A 15,638-nucleotide genomic window follows, 5' to 3' on the forward strand; every position below is an offset into this window, starting at 1 on the left:
ACCTCACCCGGTCAGAAGTCCGATTTCGCGAAGCGTGCGACACCCTGGTTTTTCCCCGGCGGATCGAGCGTGGTCAGATCGAGCTCGATCGGTGTCCCGATCCAGTGGGCCAGCGTCGTGTGGTCCGCCAGGTCATCATCCGTGAGCGGATGGACCAGCGCGGTCAACCCGGAGGCCTCGATCAGGCGCAGAACGCTTGGCAGGGCTTCCTCCGTGTAATGGATCTCGAACTGCGCAATGGGATGCGGGCCCGCTTTGCCATCCTTGAGCTGGCCAACGAAAAGAAGCTGGGGGATGTCACCGGATTCCATGCTCTCGATCAGGCGAAGGCGTGTGGCCTCGGCCACGTCGCGTGTTTCGGCAACGTAATAAAGATGCGCGTGATAGGGCGCGCCCCGCTCGATCATTTCATTTCCTCCGGTGACTGGCGTCATGGTTTGGCCTCACGCGTCCGCCAGCAATTTGCCCGCTTTGGCCCAGGCGTCGCGTGGCACTTCGCTGATCAGAATATCCACGCTTTCCGGCGGGCAGGCCAGCGTTTGCGCGGTGACCCTGGTCACTTCACTGACGAAGCTGCGCTTTTGCTCCAGGGTGCGGCCGGGATGCATTTCGAGGTGCAGGGTAGGCATGACGATTTTCCGATCAACGCCTCGGAATGAGGCGGGAGGCATGGTGCACCCTGCCCCGGTGTTGATAAACATGCAATGATTTGATCCATACACAACCCATGGGTTTTCAATCGTGAACAAGCTGGCCGGCATGGAGATGTTTGTGAGGGTGGTGGAAAGCGGCAGCTTCGCGGCCGCCGCCGAGACCAGCCAGGTCTCGGCAACCATGGTCGCCAAGCACATTCGCGCGATCGAGGATCGCCTGGGCGCACGCCTGCTTCACCGCACCACCCGTCGACAGCAGCTCTCCGATGTGGGGCGACTCTATTACGAGCGCTGCAAACAGGTGCTGGCCGAAGTGGAGCTGGCCGACGCCAGTGCGTCCGAATTGCAGGCCAGTCCGCGCGGTCGGCTGCGGCTGATCGCACCGGTCAGTTTTGGCAGCCACAGCCTGGTGCCGGTACTCGGCGAATACATGGAGCGCCATCGCGAGGTCAGCATTGAGCTGACCCTGGACAACCGCCGACCGAACCTGGTCGACGAGGGTTTCGAACTGGGCATCCATATCGGTGACATCGACGAGCCCGGCCTCGTGGCGCGCCCCCTGCAACCCTACCGTCGACGACTGGCTGCCGCGCCCGGCTACATCGCGCGCCATGGCGAGCCCGAGCACCCCAAACAACTGAGCTCGCACGAATGCCTGGGTCTGTCGTACTGGCGACGGCATGATCGCTGGCGCCTGGTCGGACCCGCTGGAGAAACCTGCGACGTCAGCGTGAAGGGTCGGTTCACCGCGAACCAGGGCAACGCTCTGCGGATCGCTGCCGTGAACGGCATCGGCATCGTGCTGCAACCCGAAGCCGTGCTGGCCGATGATCTTGCCGTCGGTCGCCTGCTACCGATACTGCCGGAATGGTCGCTGATGCCATCGCCGATGTACCTGATCTACGCGCAGGATCGCCGTCCGACGGCCAAGCTGCGCAGCGTGGTCGATTTCCTGCTGGAGCGTTTCGGCAGCGCGCCCTGCTGAAACACAAGCCGTCAGCGACACTTCCGCATCAATGGCCCGCGCCGCCACGGCAGCTTCCGACTTGCACGCATCGTGGTCAAACCAGGCGGGCCGGATTCAGCAAGTCGGCAAGTCCGACACGGTGAAGCATTTCGGCGCGAACCCGGTCGAGCACGGCAAAGCCCACGTCGGCACCGTCCTGGGTCGGGTCGTAGTGGACGCGGAACGGACGGGAGCCAAACGGCGTGTCGACGATGTTCACGATGGCCTCCGCGACACCGGCGACATCGGCGTCCTCAGGCACGATGTCGGCGAACGCTTTCTGCACCTGCTCGCCGAAACCCTTGTAAGGACCGGCCTCGTACTCGGCGAGGCGCGCCTCGTCGGCGGGACGGCCGGAATGGGCGAAGTGGTTGGTGCCTCTGGTGAAGGCCCCCGGCACCACGATAGAGGTTTCGATGCCCCAGCGCGACAGCTCCCGGGCATACTGCACGGCCAGCGCATCCATGGCCGCCTTGGCCGCGAAGTACGGCGACAGATAGGGCGGCGTGCCGCCCGCTGAACTGCTGCTCGAGACCCACACGAGAAGGCCTTGCTTTGCAGCCCGCATGTGCGGCAGCGCGGCGCGGTTGACCCGCTGCGTACCGAGCACGTTGACGTCGTACTGCTGGGCGAACTGCTCCGGCGTGAAAGCTTCGGCCGGGCCGAACATCATGTGGCCTGCGTTGTGGACGACGACGTCCAGATGTCCGCTTTCCCTGATGATCTCGCTGACGGCCGCCTCGGCGGAAGCGTCCGACTGGACGTCGAGCTCGAGCGCGCGCAGGTCGATCTTCTCGCCCGACGACAACTGCGCCATCTCGGCCGCGTTGCCGGCGTTGCGGCCGGCGACATCGCGCATCGATGCGTAGACGGTGTGGCCGGCGCGGGCGAGCGCTTCGGCGGTGATGCGTCCGAAGCCGCTGGAGGCACCGGTGATCAGAATGGTTTTCTTGTTCATGGCTATATTTCCCTGGACAGGGTGAAGTGGTCGTCGATGGAAAGATCAGACGATGCCGCCGTTGGCGCGCAGCACCTGGCCGTTGATCCAGCCGCCGTCCGGGCCGGCGAGGAATGCGACTGTGTTGGCGATGTCCTTCGGCTGTCCCAGGCGTTCGAGTGGCGCGAGCTTCGTCAGCTGGTCGATCACGGCCTGTGGCTTGCCGTCGAGAAAGAGCGCGGTAGCGGTAGGGCCGGGAGCAACGGCATTGACCGTGATGTTGCGGCCGCGCAGCTCCTTCGAGAGCACGTGCGTCATCGCCTCCACGCCCGCCTTGGTGGCTGCGTAGACCGCGTAGTTCGCCTGGTACAGGCCCACCACGCTGGACGACAGGTTGATGATGCGACCACCTTCGCGCAGCCGCCTCGCCGCCTCGCGCAGCATGTTGAAGCTGCCCTTGAGGTTGATCGCGATCTGGCTGTCGAACAATGCATCGTCGCTGTCGGCGATGCCGGCCAGCTTCATGATGCCCGCGTTGTTGACGACGACATCGACGCCGCCGAAGGCCGCCTGCGCGGCGTCGAACATCCGGCTTACCGCAACGGGGTCACTTACATCGGCCTGGGCGGGAATGGCGCGGCCGCCGGCCGCCTCGATGCTCGCGACCAGGCTCTCGGCTTCCGTCACGTTGCCGGCGTAGTTGACCACCACCGTAAACCCCTCTGCCGCGAGGCGGCTGGCGATGGCCGCGCCGATACCGCGCGAGGCCCCGGTGACAATCGCCACCTTGTTCGTCTCGTTCATGATTTTCTCCAGATAAGGCCGCTCGTTGCGGGCGGCGTGGAGTCACTATCCCCGCTTGAGAACGCGAAATAATCGGGCTAAGTTCAGCAACACAGTTCTTTCTCGGCGAACAATGGGCGTGGTGTATGGATCGGCTTGAAGCCATGCGGCTGTTCACCCGGGTGGTCGATCGCCGCAGCTTCACCGAAGCCGCGAACGATCTAGAAATTCCCCGCTCGACCGCCACCCAGGTGATCAAGCAGTTGGAGGATCGGCTGGGCGTCAAGCTGCTGCAGCGAACCACGCGGACGGTCCGCCCGACCCTCGACGGGGAGGCGTATTACCGGCGCTGCCTGGCCATCCTCGACGACATCGAGGATGCCGAAGGCTCGTTCCGCGGCGCCGCGCCCAAGGGCCTGCTGCGAATCGAAGTACAGGGCAGCCTCGCCAGGCACTTCCTGCTGCCGAACCTGTCCGGATTCTTCGCCGCTTATCCGCAGATCGAGATCGCCATGAGCGAGAGCGACCGCTGGGTCGACGTGATCCGCGAGGGCTGCGACTGCGTGCTGCGCTATGGCACGCTGCCAGACAGCGACCTGGTAGCGAGATCCGTCGCCTCGCTGGAGCGCGTGACCTGCGCGGCGACCAGCTACCTGGAGAAATACGGCATTCCCGAAAGCCTCGATGACCTGCCAAGGCATCGCGCGGTATGCCTGCGTTCGATCACCACCGGGGCACTGACGCCGTTCGAGTTCATCCAGTCCGGGCAGGTCACCAAGATCGACATGGCGGTACCGTTCTCGGTAACCGGCACCGAAAGCTTCCGCGATGCGGTGCGCCAGGGATTCGGTCTGGGCCAGCTGCCGTTGTTCCACATCGAACGGGATCTCGCCGAAGGGCGGTTACGGCGGGTGCTTGCCCGGTACCCTCTGCCGTCCGGCCCTGTGTCCGTGCTCTACCCGCGGGATCGCCACCTGAGTCCACGGGTGCGGGTCTTCATCGACTGGGTGATCCAGCAGTTCAGTTCGAAGGGGACAGCTGGAACGTTTCCCCCGGATTGACAGGCATGACCTGACGACCCGATCGTCATCTGATCCCTCGAATTCCGGATGACCATGCCTGCAGTCGGCGATAACCCATCCGGGCCGCAACGATAAGCGGCGGCAAGGCGTCCGATCGCCTCCGCCCTCTTGCCGTTCGCGTTACGATCATCGTTCGCACGGCGTCGGCCACACGCGACGTCTGACCGGCTGACCCAGGGGAGCGGACAACGTGGATACCGCAACATCATCGCCTGCAGTTCGCGCGGCAACCGGTGAGGTCCCGACCGCCCGCGTCCGTATCGAATCGATCGATCTGCTGCGCGGGATCATCATCGTCATCATGGCGCTCGATCACGTGCACGACTTCTTCGGCGCGCTCGATGCCAGCCCGACCAACCTCGCCACCACCACGGCGGCGCTGTTCTTCACTCGCTGGATCACCCACTTCTGCGCGCCGGTGTTCTTCCTGCTTACCGGTACCAGCGCCTGCCTGACGCTGCAGCGCATGAGCAAGCGCGAGCTATCGCGCTTCCTGCTCACGCGCGGCGCGTGGCTGATCGTGCTGGAGGTGGTGGTGATGCGCTTCGCCCTGCAGTTCAACGTCGACTACCGGATCACCCTGCTCATCGTGCTGTGGGCGCTGGGCTGGGCGATGATCGTGCTGGCCGGGCTGATCCATCTGCCGATCCGGGTGTTGGTCGTTCTGGGCGTGGCGATGGTCGCCGGCCACAACCTGCTGGACGGCATCCAGGCCGATGCGTTCGGCCCGCTTGCACCACTGTGGTCGATTCTGCATGCGCCCGACTTCGTCCACACCGGGGCGCATGCAGTGTTTGTCACCTATCCGCTGGTGCCCTGGGTCGGTGTTACCGCGCTGGGTTACGCGCTCGGTTTTAGCTACAACTGGGGTGTGGAGCGCAGGCAGGCACTGTTGTTGCGACTCGGCCTGGTTCTCACCGTCGGATTCATACTGCTGCGCCTGCTCAACGTGTATGGCGATCCGGTGCCGTGGTCGGCGCAGCACTCGCCGCTGTGGACGCTGCTCTCCTTCCTGAACACCCAGAAGTACCCGCCCTCGCTGCTGTTCCTGCTGATGACGCTGGGTCCGGCGCTGCTCCTGCTGCGTGTCTTCGACGCACGCACGCCGCAGTTGCTGCGCCCCGCGCTGGTCTACGGCAAGGTGCCGCTGTTCTTCTACGTCCTGCATTTCTACCTGATCCATCTGCTGGCAGTGGTTGTCTGCTACCTGCGCTACGGCGATATCGGCGGCATGTTCCGCTCGCCGGACCTGGGCCACTTCCCGTTCACCGCTCCGCCCGGTTGGGACGCCGGTCTGCCGGCGATCTACCTGCTATGGGCGTGCGTGGTGCTGGCGTTCTACCCGCTCTGCCGCTGGTACGCCGGCGTGAAGCGGCGGCGCAGGGACTGGTGGCTCAGCTATCTCTGATCTCTTCACCCGAAGCCGGTAGTACTTGATCGCGCCTGGAGTCGGTCATCCCTAAAAAGGGTTCGCAGGCCGTTCTGAAAATTTACTCCGCGCCCCGTTCCCGCACAATCGTCGCAAGCGTCCCGGCGCAACCCAGTGCGGTCGTCGATGGCGCCCTGTCCGCGCCGTGAACGCGCTGCAGATGCGCCAGACCCCAGACGCGGGCATGTTCCACCAGCGGCAGCACCGTGCAGCCGTAATCGCTCAGGCGGTACTGCACCGGCGCGGGCACCGGCGCAGTCACCTGGCGCACGACCAGACCGTCGGCTTCCAGTTCGCGTAGCTGTTCGGTCAACACCTTGTGCGAGATCGGCGCGACGCGCCGCAGCAAGCCGGAGAAGTGGTGGGTTTCGTGGGCGAGCCAATAGATGATGGTGAGCTTCCATTTGCCACCCACCGCGGCGAAGGCCGCGTGCAGCGGACAATCGGCAAGCGGATGGGGCTTCGCCAACGGATACGCACCTTTATGTGCCGTCTTGTCACTGGCCATGGACACCTCTAGCGTCAGCCAACCCGATAACGCTGGAGAATGCCATGCCGAACCCTCGCCGTGTGTTCATGCTTTGTACGGCCATCGCGGGACTGCTTTGTCTGCCGGCCGCTCAGGGCTCCGCGCAGACGCCGCAGGCCGCCAGGCATGAGCCGGCGGCGCCGCACGATGGCCAACACGATTTCGATTTCGAGATCGGCACGTGGAAGACGCACCTGAAGCGGCTCGTGCATCCACTGTCGGGATCGAACGAATGGGCGGCGTACGAGGGCGTCACCACCGTGCGCAAGGTCTGGGACGGGCGCGCCAACCTGGTCGAGCTGACGGCCGACGGCCCGGCTGGCCATTTCGAAGGCCTGAACCTGCGCCTCTACAATCCGCAATCGCGGCAATGGAGCCTCAACTTCGCCAGCAGTCGTGGCGGAACGCTGGGACAGCCGACGATCGGCGGATTCATTGACGGCCACGGCGAGTTCTACGACCAGGAAGATCTGGACGGCCGCGCGATCTTCGTTCGTTTCACGATCACGCCGGTCGACGCCGATACCATCCACTTCGAGCAGGCGTTCTCGGACGATGGCGGCAAGACCTGGGAGGTCAACTGGGTGGCGACGGACAAGCGACTGAAGTAGCGCGCAGCCAGGGAAAGGGGACCAAGGCAATCAACTCGATTCGCTACCTCGGTCTCTGATTCCGGCTAGGGCAACCGGCTGGCGTGGCTTGCCGCCAACAGCCACTTGCCGTGGCGGCGGACCCACGTGTCCGTGTAGCGGAAGTCGGCGGCGAACGCTTTGCTGCCCGCGCGACCGCGGATGCTGGTGATACCGACGATCAGCGCGGCATCGCCGTACAGGCGTACCTGCTGATCGTGATTGCGAAATTCCTCGTAGAACGGCTCGCGCGCGGCGACCTCGGCAAGGTTCTGCTCAAGGTTGGTCACGTTGCCGTGCGAATCGACGAGCGTGAAATCCGCCGTTAACGCGTGACGCAATACATTCGCGTTGCCGGCCTCGAAGGCTCGACAGGCATCGGCCTCGGCTTGCAGCAGTGTGCGGGTGGACGGGCCCGGCTCGACCGCACCCGCGGTGGCCGCGATCCCCATCAGCATGGCCAACAGCCAGAGTTTCCCGGTTTTCCTGTTCAGTTGTGGCATGGTCGTGACGTCTCCTGAAAACAAATGGCTGCAAGCAACGAGTCAGACAACGGGCGGTATTTACTGCAGACCTCGGCAAGGTCAATCAACGGGCTTGATCAGGTCTTCGCAACCGGCCAAGTCGATGGCGTCAACCAGGCCAGGCTCATAAGTCCAGCAACGCAGGAACCCGCGGTCCCTGGCGCCGCTTCCGTTTCGAGGTCAACGCGACACCGGGAATCCGATCACCATGTCGTTCAGCGGCATCTCGGCCTGTCGGTGCTGCAGAGGCAGCGGGCTCCATGGTGTGCCCTGGCCGAACAGCTGCGCCTCCGTTTCCGGTCCGAGCAGATCGAAGCGATCGAACAGGAACGGCAGGCCTTCCGAGCCTTCGAACGTCATCGCGTTGGAAAGCTGGAAATGCAGATGCGGCGCGCTGGAACTACCGGATTGGCCCAGGCGCGCCAGCAGCTGTCCCCGGCGTACGTGATCGCCGATATGCACCTTCACGCTGCCGCGCTGCAGGTGCGCATAGGTGGCGAACACGCCGGGCCTGATCTCCAGCACTACGTAGTTGCCGTACAGACCGTGTGCCGTCAGGGACTCCGGCTCGGACTGCGGGCTGAGTGGCGGGTGTTCCGCCTCGCCGTCGCGCGCGTCGCGCACGACACCGTCGGCCACCGCCAGCACGTCCGCAGCGTAGCCGACCCAGTCGGCATGGGACTTGCCGCCATCCTTCACACCGGCACGCACCCCCTGCCCGCGCGGATCGACTCCCACCAGGTCCATGGCGTAACGTTGCGGAATGGTCACCTGCCCGTTCACCGCCACCAGGCTGCCCCAGTGGTGCGAATGTGCATTGCCCGGCCCCTCGTGTGCCAGCCAGAGTCCCCCGCGCAACGGCGGTCCGATAACCACCGGTGCCTGCGCACTCAGCGATACGCTCACGCCATCGAGCAACTCGGTCCGATGCTTCGCGTTGGCGAACGTCATCCGGTGGCGCAGTGTCCGTGGCACCGACCGCCCTTTGGGCAGCGTCAGCCAGACATAGACGACAACGCGCTTGCCGGCATCGATGGTCACCGGCATATGTTCGGCCGGTGCCGGCCGGCTCATCCCCGCCAGGTCGTCGGCATTGAAACGGGCGAGCGGCGTGTGGTCATCGTCCGCATACACGTCCAGTTCCTGTGGCTTCAGAGGTCCGGTGTCGCCGTAAATGCTGGTGACATGAAGCTCGTAGGCAAGATGTACCCGTTCATCGCTGCCGACCACCGCGGCTGGAGCAAACGGCACGCGCGCCTCCACCGGGGCGAGGGCCTGTTGCGCAACAGCCAGTGAAATCCAGCAGAACAAGGGCGCGAAAAGCCAGCGCCCGAAACTTCCATTCATCGACACGTGCATCCCCCGGGGTGTACGGCAATGGCCGCATGGTCAGTGCCGATGCGGGCCAATGGGCCAGCTGGGAGATAGTTAACCCGATTTCATTCCCGCTGTCGCCGGATTTGTCACGGACGAGCATGGACGAAGTCGCTACCGGGATCGGCTACGGCGTTTACTCCACGACGCCATAATGGGCGCCGATCGACTGGTGGTGAGTCTTCCCCCAGTTCGCGAGTGCGTTGAGCGCGGGGCGCAGAGTGCGGCCGAAGTCCGTCAGCCGGTATCCACCTGCGTTCGGCAGGTCCTCGCGCACGATGCGCTGGATGACACCATCGGCTTCCAACTGGCGCAATTGCTGGGCCAATACCTTGTGCGCTATGAGCGGCATGGCTGACTGCAGGTCACTGAAGCGCCGCGCCTTGGCGGTCAGCAGCCACAGGATCATCGGCTTCCATTTGCCGCTGATCATGCTCAGTGCCACATCGACAGGACAGACGAATGCATGGCGACGACGAGGGGTGGTTGGCGTGTTCATGGGTGGCCCTTGGGTAACCTCGAGGTGCGTAGCTTGCGGCGGCGAAGTGCACTACAAAGGCGGCACCCTTTGCCATTGCCACGAGTACTTCGCATGATTGTGGAATACATCCGTTACGACATCGCTTCGCAGGATGCCGAAGCCTTTGAAGCCGATTATGCACGGGCCGGAGACAGTCTCGCCGTGTCGCCCCACTGCCTCGGTTACGAGTTGTCGCGTTGTCTGGACGAACCCGGCTGCTACATCCTGCGCATCGAATGGGATTCGGTCGAAGGTCACATGCAGGGCTTTCGCCAAAGCAGCGAGTTCCGGCAATTCTTCGCCGCGATCAAACCCCATGTGAACAACATCCTGGAGATGCGGCATTACGAACAGGTCGCCACCGTCACGGCGAAAGCATCGTGACCGCGTCGACGACAGTACCCACTCTCTACGAATGGGCCGGTGGACGCGAGGCCTTCGAGCAGTTGACAAAGATGTTCTATCAGCGCGTCACCGATGAACCTCTGCTGGCACCGCTGTTCGCCCGCATGGCCGCCGATCATCCGCGCCTGGTCGCCGCTTTCATCGCCGAAGTCCTGGGTGGACCTGCGCTCTACAGTCGCGAACGCGGCGGCCATCACGCCATGATCCTCCAGCATCTGGGCAAACATCTGACCGAAGCCCAACGCCTGCGTTGGATGACGTTGCTGCTGGAGTGCGCCGACGCCGTCGGATTGCCGGACGACCCCGAGTTCCGCTCGGCTTTCGTCGGCTATCTCGAATGGGGAACACGGCTGGCGCTGATCAACTCACAGCTGGAATCGATGCCCGATGCCGATTCCGCCATGCCCACCTGGGGCTGGGGAGAAGTCGGCGGTCCCTATCAGGGGGCAGGCGACAAGGAGCACTGATGGAGGGCGGGAGTGGTTAACCTCCCCGGCCGCACTTGTGGCGCTTCCGCTGCGAAGCGCCCACGAACTCCAACGCTTCACTCGTCCAGCCGAACCCACTGCTTGCCGACGTGGGCGCACAGACCGCCGCCCGCGCAAGTTGCCAATTTACCTTTGGCAATGGCGGTGTTGATTTGACCGACCCACTCGGAACGGGTCATGTCCTGATGAGTGCGCACACCGATATAGGCTGCCGCACCGATCACCGCGACCGAAGCGATGGCGCTGGCAATGAAAGTTTTCCATGCGTTGGCCGCATGCACTTTCTGGATCGCCGCCATGCGCTGCTCCAGCTCGGCGGTGGCGGACTGGATGTTGTGCGTGCCGATCTGCATCACCCGACCAGCTTCTTCCAGCGGTTGGCGCAGGCCCTGCGCCACCACATCGGCAGCAGCGCGCTTGAATTCGTTCACCGCTTGCGCGGTCAACTGCTCGGATCTGGCTGCCGCGTTGCGCGCCGATTGATCGATAGCCAGTGCCGCCTGCCCGGTCTGCCGCACCACCTCATTGCCGCGTTGCTCCAACAGATCGGTGAAGGCTGCCAGCTTGACCGCTAATGCCTTGATGTCATCCTGATCCATGCCACTCTCCCTAGCGACCAAAACCCTGGCTCTGCTGTGCTTGTTGTTGTGTCTGTTGCTGGGCAGCCTGCTGGGCCTGCGCTTCTAGATTGAACTGCTGGCCCTGCGCCAGCCACGCCTGACCTTGCGACGATTCCAGGTATGCCCCGCTGATCGAACGCATGCCGTCGCAATCACCCTTCGCTGCTGCGGCACACAAACCCTCGAACATGTCATCGACGGAACTGTTCCTGGTGACCGCCGGTGCCTGGAGCTGATCCCGAATTGACGTTTGCGTCTGGGCTTGTGTCTGCAGTGGCTGACCGGTCCTCACTGACTGGCGCTCGAACTGTGCGCTCAACCCCTTGTCGAGCGGCTCGGCGTTATAAGGATCGGCAACGCCGGGCCGCTCGTGCCAAGGTCCCGGTTGCCAGCCTTGCGAGGTATAGGCCATCTCCCGTTCGCGCGGCACCAATCGCTCGTTGTAGCCTTCCGGCTCGGTGCGGTCGATCTTGCCGGCGACCCGATAGATGAACATGCCCTCTTCCGAACGATGCACCACGTTCAAGCGCGGGTCGGTCGGTTCCGCGACATTTTTCAAAAATGGTTTGTCACTCAGCGCGTTGAGGTAATTGATCGCCAGATTGTCGCTGCGCGCCGCCAACCCGTCGCGAAAATAACTGCCGCCGACATCCGAGTGCACACCGGCCACCGTCACGCCCAGGAAGCGTCCGTCCGGCGTCTGACCCGGATCGATGATGTGGTCGGACTTGAACAGATTGCGCCGCTCATCCGTAGCGATGATCTGCAACCCGGAAATCACCGACGGCGGCGGCCGGCGGTCGTGTTTTTCCGGCTCGCCTGTACCCACCGCGTCGAATAGCATTTCCGCCTGTGCCACCTCTCCAGGCTTCATCAACGGCTCATTGCTGTAAGTAACGCCGGTGATCATGTTGTTGGAATCTCTGGTGTATACCGCACCAGTCGGATCCTGGATGCCGCGCTCATGCACCATTCGCGCAAAGCCGGCGGCCTGTTCCGAGCCACGACTGAAACCCACGTCTGCAAGGCGAATTTCTGCCTGTGGGTCTTCTTGCTTCCATTTTCGTGCCTGTTCAACGAATTGTTTGTACATCTCCTCCATGCGTGGTGAATAGGTGTGTCCCGTCATGCCGTCGTAAGTGCGCGCCAACCAGCCGCTCTGAGTTCCGGGGCCGGCAACATAACCGGTCTGTATATGGGAATTGTTTTCGTGCTTTATTTGATCGCTGATTTTGCCCACATTGGTTTCGTGTTGTGGGTCTTTGGTCTTGTCGTTTCCAGTGCCGTCGAAAGCCGCCACATATAACCGCTCGTGCGGCTTGCCCGCATGGATCAGCACTGGAGCCTGAAACTGCGCCAACTGCTGCTCTGCCACTACATAGCTTTGCAATCGTTGTACATCCGCCGGGTAGAACGACACACCATCGTTGCGGATGCCATCCAGATCCAACTTGTCGTCCTGACTGCTCATCGTCGTCTCGCTCCCTCGATCAATACGTGTGGGTCCAGGTCAAAAATAGATCATCGCGACCAAAACTGTATTTATTCCCAGGAATTTGTTCGGTCTTGGTCGGCACCAGCATGGTCATGAATACATTGACGGTACGGTCGTTCACTTCCAGGAAAATATCCGGATTACCAGCATATGGTCCGCGGTAGAAATCCTTCATATCGACCTTGGGCACCTTATGCCAGATCAGCCGATCCTTGAAAATTTTGTCGAAGTCGACCGTGGCCTCATGATCAGAACCGTCTTTTGCGGTCCACTTCACTACGGCGGGAGATGAGAAGGCCCGGATATCCAAATAAGTCGCCGTGCCCCAATTTTTTCTGTAGTCCGACGAAGAGGGAACTGGTGAGGGGGTATTGTTATCGAGAACCGTGAAATCGTGATCGTTGTAGACCACGCTACAACGCAAAGTGTTGTAGCACTTCGCCTCGAAATTATGGCCCGCGAAATGCAGTGGAACCTGCGTAGTCTCTGGCGGCGGCGTCTGCAAATCGCTGGCGGATGTGGATGTCATGGCCTGGCTCCCTGTGGTCAAGATCAACATGAGGATGGCGAAGCCCACGGCCTTGCCTCTAATGAGTACGTTCCGCATCGCTGCTCCTCGCAAATCCATTGCCATCGATACTAACAGTCTATCGAAAAGGGCCGATATCGCGTAACCGGCGCAGCCCCACGCTTTTACCGAGGCTCACACGACGACCCTGTTTCACTGCGTGCGACCATGTCAGCTACCCATGCCATCGACCACGAGGAGGAAACACCCATGAAACCCATCGGCCAGCGTGTCCTGATGATCTATGCCGGTGTACTTACCGCAGTATTTGCCGTGACGGTCCTGAGTGGCTTCGCGCACGAACCCAGAAAAATGTCGCTCGACGAACTGGATGTCCACCGCATCAACGTGCGCGAGCCAGACGGCACCTTGCGACTGGTGATCTCCGATGCCGCCACCGCGCCGGGCATCGTCATCAAGGGCAAGGAGTATCCGCATCCCAATCGCAAGGCCGCCGGCATGATCTTCTACAACGACGAGGGCAGCGAAAACGGTGGACTGGTCTTCGGCGGCGAAAAGGACAAGGACGGCACCAAGGAATCCCATGGACACCTTTCCTTCGATGCCTACGAGCAGGATCAGACCATGGCGCTGGACTCCCACCAGGAAAAGGATGGCCGCTACACCAAGTTGCAATTCAACGATTACCCGGATTACTCGATCCTCGAAGAGATCCAGTTGATGGCGGCCATCAAGGATCTGCCGAAGAACCAGCAAGGCGCCCGGATGAAGGCGTTCTTCGCCGAGCGCGGCGGCCCGACCCGGCGCATGATGCTGGGCCGCAACACCGACGGCAGTGTGCAGCTCGCCATGAACGATCCGCAGGGCCATCCGCGCATCGTGATGAAGGTCGCCAAGGACGGTACGCCGTCACTGCAGATGATGGACAACACAGGCAAGGTAACCGGCGAGTTGGTACCCAAGAACTGAACCACTGCCAGGGCGAGATGCCTCAAACCGTACAGTCTTCGGGCAACTTGGGGCGCTTCACTACGCCATGGCTCGTTCTAGAATTTTTTTCGACATGATGTCGATCTGCGCGCCCTTCTTTCGTCGAAGGAAGTAAGAGCGCATTCCCGCTGCTCTCAACTGGAGAATTCACATGGCCAGCAAGAACACGATCTGCCTTTGGTACAACGGCACCGCCCTGGACGCCGCGACGTTCTACGCCAAGACGTTTCCGGACAGTGCCGTGGGTGCTGTCCATCACGCACCGGGAAACTACCCGGCGGGTAAGCACGGCGACGCTTTGATGGTCGAGTTCACGGTCATGGGCATCCCGTGCCTGGGCTTGAACGGCGGGCCTGCGTTCTCGCACGACGAAGCGTTCTCGTTCCAGGTAGCGACCGACGACCAGGCCGAAACCGATCGCCTGTGGAATGCGATTATCGACAACGGGGGCCAGGCAAGCGCCTGCGGCTGGTGCAAAGACAAGTGGGGCCTGTCGTGGCAGATCACCCCGCGCGTCCTGACGGCCGCGGTCACCAACCCGGACCCCGCCATCGCCAAGCGCGCGTTCGACGCCATGATGGAGATGTCCAAGATCGATATCGCCGCGATTGAAGCCGCCGTTCGCGGCTAACCAAGGCGGCCCGCCGCATTATCGGAGCCGCCGTTGGAAGGGCGCACTCCGACTGTGGCTTCAGCTCTCGCACTCAACCCGCGATTCCCGATGGCGTCTGCAACTACCCGGAGCCTTCCCATGAAACCCACCATCACCGCCTTTGAACGTTCGCCCGATCGCGGCCGAGGACTCGCACGCGACATGCGCGTTCGCTGGGCGCTCGAAGAAGCAGGCCAGCCCTACGAGGTTCGTCTTGTTTCGTTCAGTGCGATGAAGGAACCCGCGCATCTCGCGCGCCATCCCTTCGGGCAGATCCCCACCTATGAAGAAGGCGACCTGACCCTGTTCGAGTCGGGGGCCATCGTGTTCCACATCGCACAGACACGCGCAGGCCTGCTACCCGACGATGCGAATGCCCGGGCGCGTGCGATTTCATGGATGTTCGCCGCGGTCAACACGGTGGAGCCGCCGCTGGTCGAGCGCAGCATGGCCATGGTATTTGAGCGCGACAAGCCCTGGTACGAGCAACGCCAGCCCATGCTCGATGCGCGCGCGAGTAAAACGCTGGGACTGCTATCCGGCCGCCTGGGCGACGCGGAATGGCTCGATGGTGCATTCAGTGCGGCCGACCTGATGATGGTGGGCGTGCTGTTTCGCTCGAAGCCGACGGGCAATCTGGAGGAATACCCAAACCTCTCCGCCTATGTCGCCCGCGCCGAAGCACGACCCGCCTTCAAGCGTGCCTTCGATGCCCAATTGGCGGTATTCACTGACCAACCTTCGACCGGCTGACAAAGAACCGCTCCGCGTCGTGGAAGCAAACGGACAAAGGGCAGCAGGTTCATTTATCAGGCAAACGAACCTGCTCCTTATTTCCCTTGAAGAATAGCCAGCGGGCATGGGTGTCAATTGGCACAAGCAGCTGGGCGAAATGGCGAGGTTCGCCACTGGAAGCACGAAAGTGAATCCGATCCGGACTTCCGATGCCGGGAATGAATCCTGGTTGATCGACCGCCCACGACGATGCCGGAG

Annotated in this window: 20 protein-coding genes; 9 read left to right on the plus strand and 11 right to left on the minus strand. The window is 62.5% G+C overall.

All coding sequences use genetic code 11. From position 1 onward, the window contains the following. Positions 1–11: 11 nt before the first annotated feature. A complete protein-coding gene (locus tag ACPPVV_RS10480; RefSeq protein ID WP_426699832.1) occupies positions 12–434 on the minus strand; it encodes a DOPA 4,5-dioxygenase family protein in 423 nt (140 codons plus the stop codon). 9 nt (positions 435–443) lie between these two features. Beyond that, entirely contained in the window at positions 444–629 is a 186-nt protein-coding gene (locus ACPPVV_RS10485) for a 4-oxalocrotonate tautomerase (RefSeq protein WP_426699833.1), read from the minus strand. 112 nt (positions 630–741) lie between these two features. Here ACPPVV_RS10485 and ACPPVV_RS10490 point away from each other — a divergent pair, with 112 nt between their 5' ends. Further along, a complete protein-coding gene (locus ACPPVV_RS10490; RefSeq protein ID WP_426699834.1) occupies positions 742–1,638 on the plus strand; it encodes a LysR substrate-binding domain-containing protein in 897 nt (298 codons plus the stop codon). A gap of 76 nt (positions 1,639–1,714) precedes the next feature. On the opposite strand, the gene ACPPVV_RS10495 is transcribed toward ACPPVV_RS10490, so the two are convergent. After that, the gene (locus ACPPVV_RS10495) at positions 1,715–2,617 is read right to left on the minus strand and encodes an SDR family NAD(P)-dependent oxidoreductase (protein WP_426699835.1); all 903 of its coding nucleotides are present in this window, start codon (positions 2,615–2,617) and stop codon (positions 1,715–1,717) included. A 45-nt stretch (positions 2,618–2,662) separates the two neighbouring features. After that, a complete protein-coding gene (locus ACPPVV_RS10500; RefSeq protein WP_426699836.1) occupies positions 2,663–3,400 on the minus strand; it encodes an SDR family oxidoreductase in 738 nt (245 codons plus the stop codon). Between the two features lie 125 nt (positions 3,401–3,525). Between ACPPVV_RS10500 and ACPPVV_RS10505 the strand changes: the two genes are divergently transcribed. Together ACPPVV_RS10505 and ACPPVV_RS10510 are read left to right on the plus strand one after the other, a co-directional pair. Further along, complete coding sequence (locus tag ACPPVV_RS10505; protein ID WP_426699837.1) at positions 3,526–4,440, plus strand: LysR family transcriptional regulator; 915 nt, start codon at positions 3,526–3,528, stop codon at positions 4,438–4,440. Positions 4,441–4,651: 211 nt separating this feature from the next. Beyond that, positions 4,652–5,869, plus strand: a complete 1,218-nt coding sequence (locus tag ACPPVV_RS10510) for a DUF1624 domain-containing protein (protein ID WP_426699838.1) — start codon at positions 4,652–4,654, stop codon at positions 5,867–5,869. Positions 5,870–5,951: 82 nt separating this feature from the next. Here the strand turns inward: ACPPVV_RS10510 and ACPPVV_RS10515 are convergent, their stop codons facing one another. Beyond that, positions 5,952–6,398, minus strand: a complete 447-nt coding sequence (locus ACPPVV_RS10515; protein ID WP_426699839.1) for a winged helix-turn-helix transcriptional regulator — start codon at positions 6,396–6,398, stop codon at positions 5,952–5,954. A 44-nt stretch (positions 6,399–6,442) separates the two neighbouring features. On the opposite strand from ACPPVV_RS10515, the gene ACPPVV_RS10520 reads away from it, so the two are divergent. Next, complete coding sequence (locus tag ACPPVV_RS10520; protein ID WP_426699840.1) at positions 6,443–7,030, plus strand: hypothetical protein; 588 nt, start codon at positions 6,443–6,445, stop codon at positions 7,028–7,030. A 65-nt stretch (positions 7,031–7,095) separates the two neighbouring features. Here the strand turns inward: ACPPVV_RS10520 and ACPPVV_RS10525 are convergent, their stop codons facing one another. From ACPPVV_RS10525 to ACPPVV_RS10535, 3 genes are all read right to left on the minus strand, one after another. After that, positions 7,096–7,506, minus strand: a complete 411-nt coding sequence (locus ACPPVV_RS10525) for a nuclear transport factor 2 family protein (protein WP_426703217.1) — start codon at positions 7,504–7,506, stop codon at positions 7,096–7,098. Between the two features lie 246 nt (positions 7,507–7,752). Continuing rightward, positions 7,753–8,919, minus strand: a complete 1,167-nt coding sequence (locus tag ACPPVV_RS10530; RefSeq protein WP_426699841.1) for a M23 family metallopeptidase — start codon at positions 8,917–8,919, stop codon at positions 7,753–7,755. Between the two features lie 163 nt (positions 8,920–9,082). Next, positions 9,083–9,379, minus strand: a complete 297-nt coding sequence (locus ACPPVV_RS10535) for a winged helix-turn-helix transcriptional regulator (protein ID WP_426699842.1) — start codon at positions 9,377–9,379, stop codon at positions 9,083–9,085. Positions 9,380–9,538: 159 nt separating this feature from the next. On the opposite strand from ACPPVV_RS10535, the gene ACPPVV_RS10540 reads away from it, so the two are divergent. Both ACPPVV_RS10540 and ACPPVV_RS10545 read left to right on the plus strand, forming a co-directional pair. Continuing rightward, complete coding sequence (locus tag ACPPVV_RS10540; protein ID WP_426699843.1) at positions 9,539–9,850, plus strand: antibiotic biosynthesis monooxygenase family protein; 312 nt, start codon at positions 9,539–9,541, stop codon at positions 9,848–9,850. Further along, positions 9,847–10,338 (plus strand): group II truncated hemoglobin, encoded by a 492-nt coding sequence (locus ACPPVV_RS10545; RefSeq protein WP_426699844.1) that lies wholly within the window; start codon positions 9,847–9,849, stop codon positions 10,336–10,338. Before ACPPVV_RS10540 ends, ACPPVV_RS10545 begins: the two co-directional genes overlap by 4 nt. A 77-nt stretch (positions 10,339–10,415) precedes the next feature. Here ACPPVV_RS10545 and ACPPVV_RS10550 read toward each other — a convergent pair whose 3' ends face one another. From ACPPVV_RS10550 to ACPPVV_RS10560, 3 genes are read right to left on the minus strand one after another with little or no spacing between them, the layout of a single operon-like run. Continuing rightward, the gene (locus tag ACPPVV_RS10550; protein WP_426699845.1) at positions 10,416–10,958 is read right to left on the minus strand and encodes a hypothetical protein; all 543 of its coding nucleotides are present in this window, start codon (positions 10,956–10,958) and stop codon (positions 10,416–10,418) included. A 10-nt stretch (positions 10,959–10,968) separates the two neighbouring features. Then, complete coding sequence (locus ACPPVV_RS10555) at positions 10,969–12,450, minus strand: phospholipase effector Tle1 domain-containing protein (protein WP_426699846.1); 1,482 nt, start codon at positions 12,448–12,450, stop codon at positions 10,969–10,971. Between the two features lie 19 nt (positions 12,451–12,469). After that, a complete protein-coding gene (locus ACPPVV_RS10560; protein ID WP_426699847.1) occupies positions 12,470–13,081 on the minus strand; it encodes a hypothetical protein in 612 nt (203 codons plus the stop codon). A gap of 171 nt (positions 13,082–13,252) precedes the next feature. Between ACPPVV_RS10560 and ACPPVV_RS10565 the strand changes: the two genes are divergently transcribed. From ACPPVV_RS10565 to ACPPVV_RS10575, 3 genes are all read left to right on the plus strand, one after another. Continuing rightward, positions 13,253–13,972 carry a hypothetical protein gene (locus ACPPVV_RS10565; protein ID WP_426699848.1) on the plus strand — a complete coding sequence of 240 codons (720 nt, stop codon included), beginning with the start codon at positions 13,253–13,255 and terminating at the stop codon, positions 13,970–13,972. Between the two features lie 172 nt (positions 13,973–14,144). Next, a complete protein-coding gene (locus ACPPVV_RS10570; RefSeq protein WP_426699849.1) occupies positions 14,145–14,624 on the plus strand; it encodes a VOC family protein in 480 nt (159 codons plus the stop codon). Between the two features lie 120 nt (positions 14,625–14,744). Further along, positions 14,745–15,398, plus strand: coding sequence for a glutathione S-transferase family protein (locus ACPPVV_RS10575; RefSeq protein ID WP_426699850.1), 654 nt, complete (start codon positions 14,745–14,747; stop codon positions 15,396–15,398). The last annotated feature ends 240 nt before the right edge of the window (positions 15,399–15,638 follow it).

Origin of the sequence: Rhodanobacter sp. Col0626 (assembly GCF_049994385.1) — a bacterium.
Taxonomy (GTDB): Bacteria; Pseudomonadota; Gammaproteobacteria; order Xanthomonadales; family Rhodanobacteraceae; genus Rhodanobacter.

Excerpts from the sequence above, each read along its gene's own strand:
- ACPPVV_RS10480 (WP_426699832.1), bottom strand. The coding sequence starts at position 434 with ATGACGCCAGTCACCGGAGGAAATGAAATGATCGAGCGGGGCGCGCCC.
- ACPPVV_RS10485 (WP_426699833.1), bottom strand. The coding sequence starts at position 629 with ATGCCTACCCTGCACCTCGAAATGCATCCCGGCCGCACCCTGGAGCAA.
- ACPPVV_RS10495 (WP_426699835.1), bottom strand. The coding sequence starts at position 2,617 with ATGAACAAGAAAACCATTCTGATCACCGGTGCCTCCAGCGGCTTCGGA.
- ACPPVV_RS10500 (WP_426699836.1), bottom strand. The coding sequence starts at position 3,400 with ATGAACGAGACGAACAAGGTGGCGATTGTCACCGGGGCCTCGCGCGGT.
- ACPPVV_RS10505 (WP_426699837.1), top strand. The coding sequence starts at position 3,526 with ATGGATCGGCTTGAAGCCATGCGGCTGTTCACCCGGGTGGTCGATCGC.
- ACPPVV_RS10515 (WP_426699839.1), bottom strand. The coding sequence starts at position 6,398 with ATGGCCAGTGACAAGACGGCACATAAAGGTGCGTATCCGTTGGCGAAG.
- ACPPVV_RS10520 (WP_426699840.1), top strand. The coding sequence starts at position 6,443 with ATGCCGAACCCTCGCCGTGTGTTCATGCTTTGTACGGCCATCGCGGGA.
- ACPPVV_RS10525 (WP_426703217.1), bottom strand. The coding sequence starts at position 7,506 with ATGCTGATGGGGATCGCGGCCACCGCGGGTGCGGTCGAGCCGGGCCCG.
- ACPPVV_RS10530 (WP_426699841.1), bottom strand. The coding sequence starts at position 8,919 with ATGAATGGAAGTTTCGGGCGCTGGCTTTTCGCGCCCTTGTTCTGCTGG.
- ACPPVV_RS10535 (WP_426699842.1), bottom strand. The coding sequence starts at position 9,379 with ATGATCAGCGGCAAATGGAAGCCGATGATCCTGTGGCTGCTGACCGCC.
- ACPPVV_RS10540 (WP_426699843.1), top strand. The coding sequence starts at position 9,539 with ATGATTGTGGAATACATCCGTTACGACATCGCTTCGCAGGATGCCGAA.
- ACPPVV_RS10550 (WP_426699845.1), bottom strand. The coding sequence starts at position 10,958 with ATGGATCAGGATGACATCAAGGCATTAGCGGTCAAGCTGGCAGCCTTC.
- ACPPVV_RS10555 (WP_426699846.1), bottom strand. The coding sequence starts at position 12,450 with ATGAGCAGTCAGGACGACAAGTTGGATCTGGATGGCATCCGCAACGAT.
- ACPPVV_RS10560 (WP_426699847.1), bottom strand. The coding sequence starts at position 13,081 with ATGCGGAACGTACTCATTAGAGGCAAGGCCGTGGGCTTCGCCATCCTC.
- ACPPVV_RS10565 (WP_426699848.1), top strand. The coding sequence starts at position 13,253 with ATGAAACCCATCGGCCAGCGTGTCCTGATGATCTATGCCGGTGTACTT.
- ACPPVV_RS10570 (WP_426699849.1), top strand. The coding sequence starts at position 14,145 with ATGGCCAGCAAGAACACGATCTGCCTTTGGTACAACGGCACCGCCCTG.
- ACPPVV_RS10575 (WP_426699850.1), top strand. The coding sequence starts at position 14,745 with ATGAAACCCACCATCACCGCCTTTGAACGTTCGCCCGATCGCGGCCGA.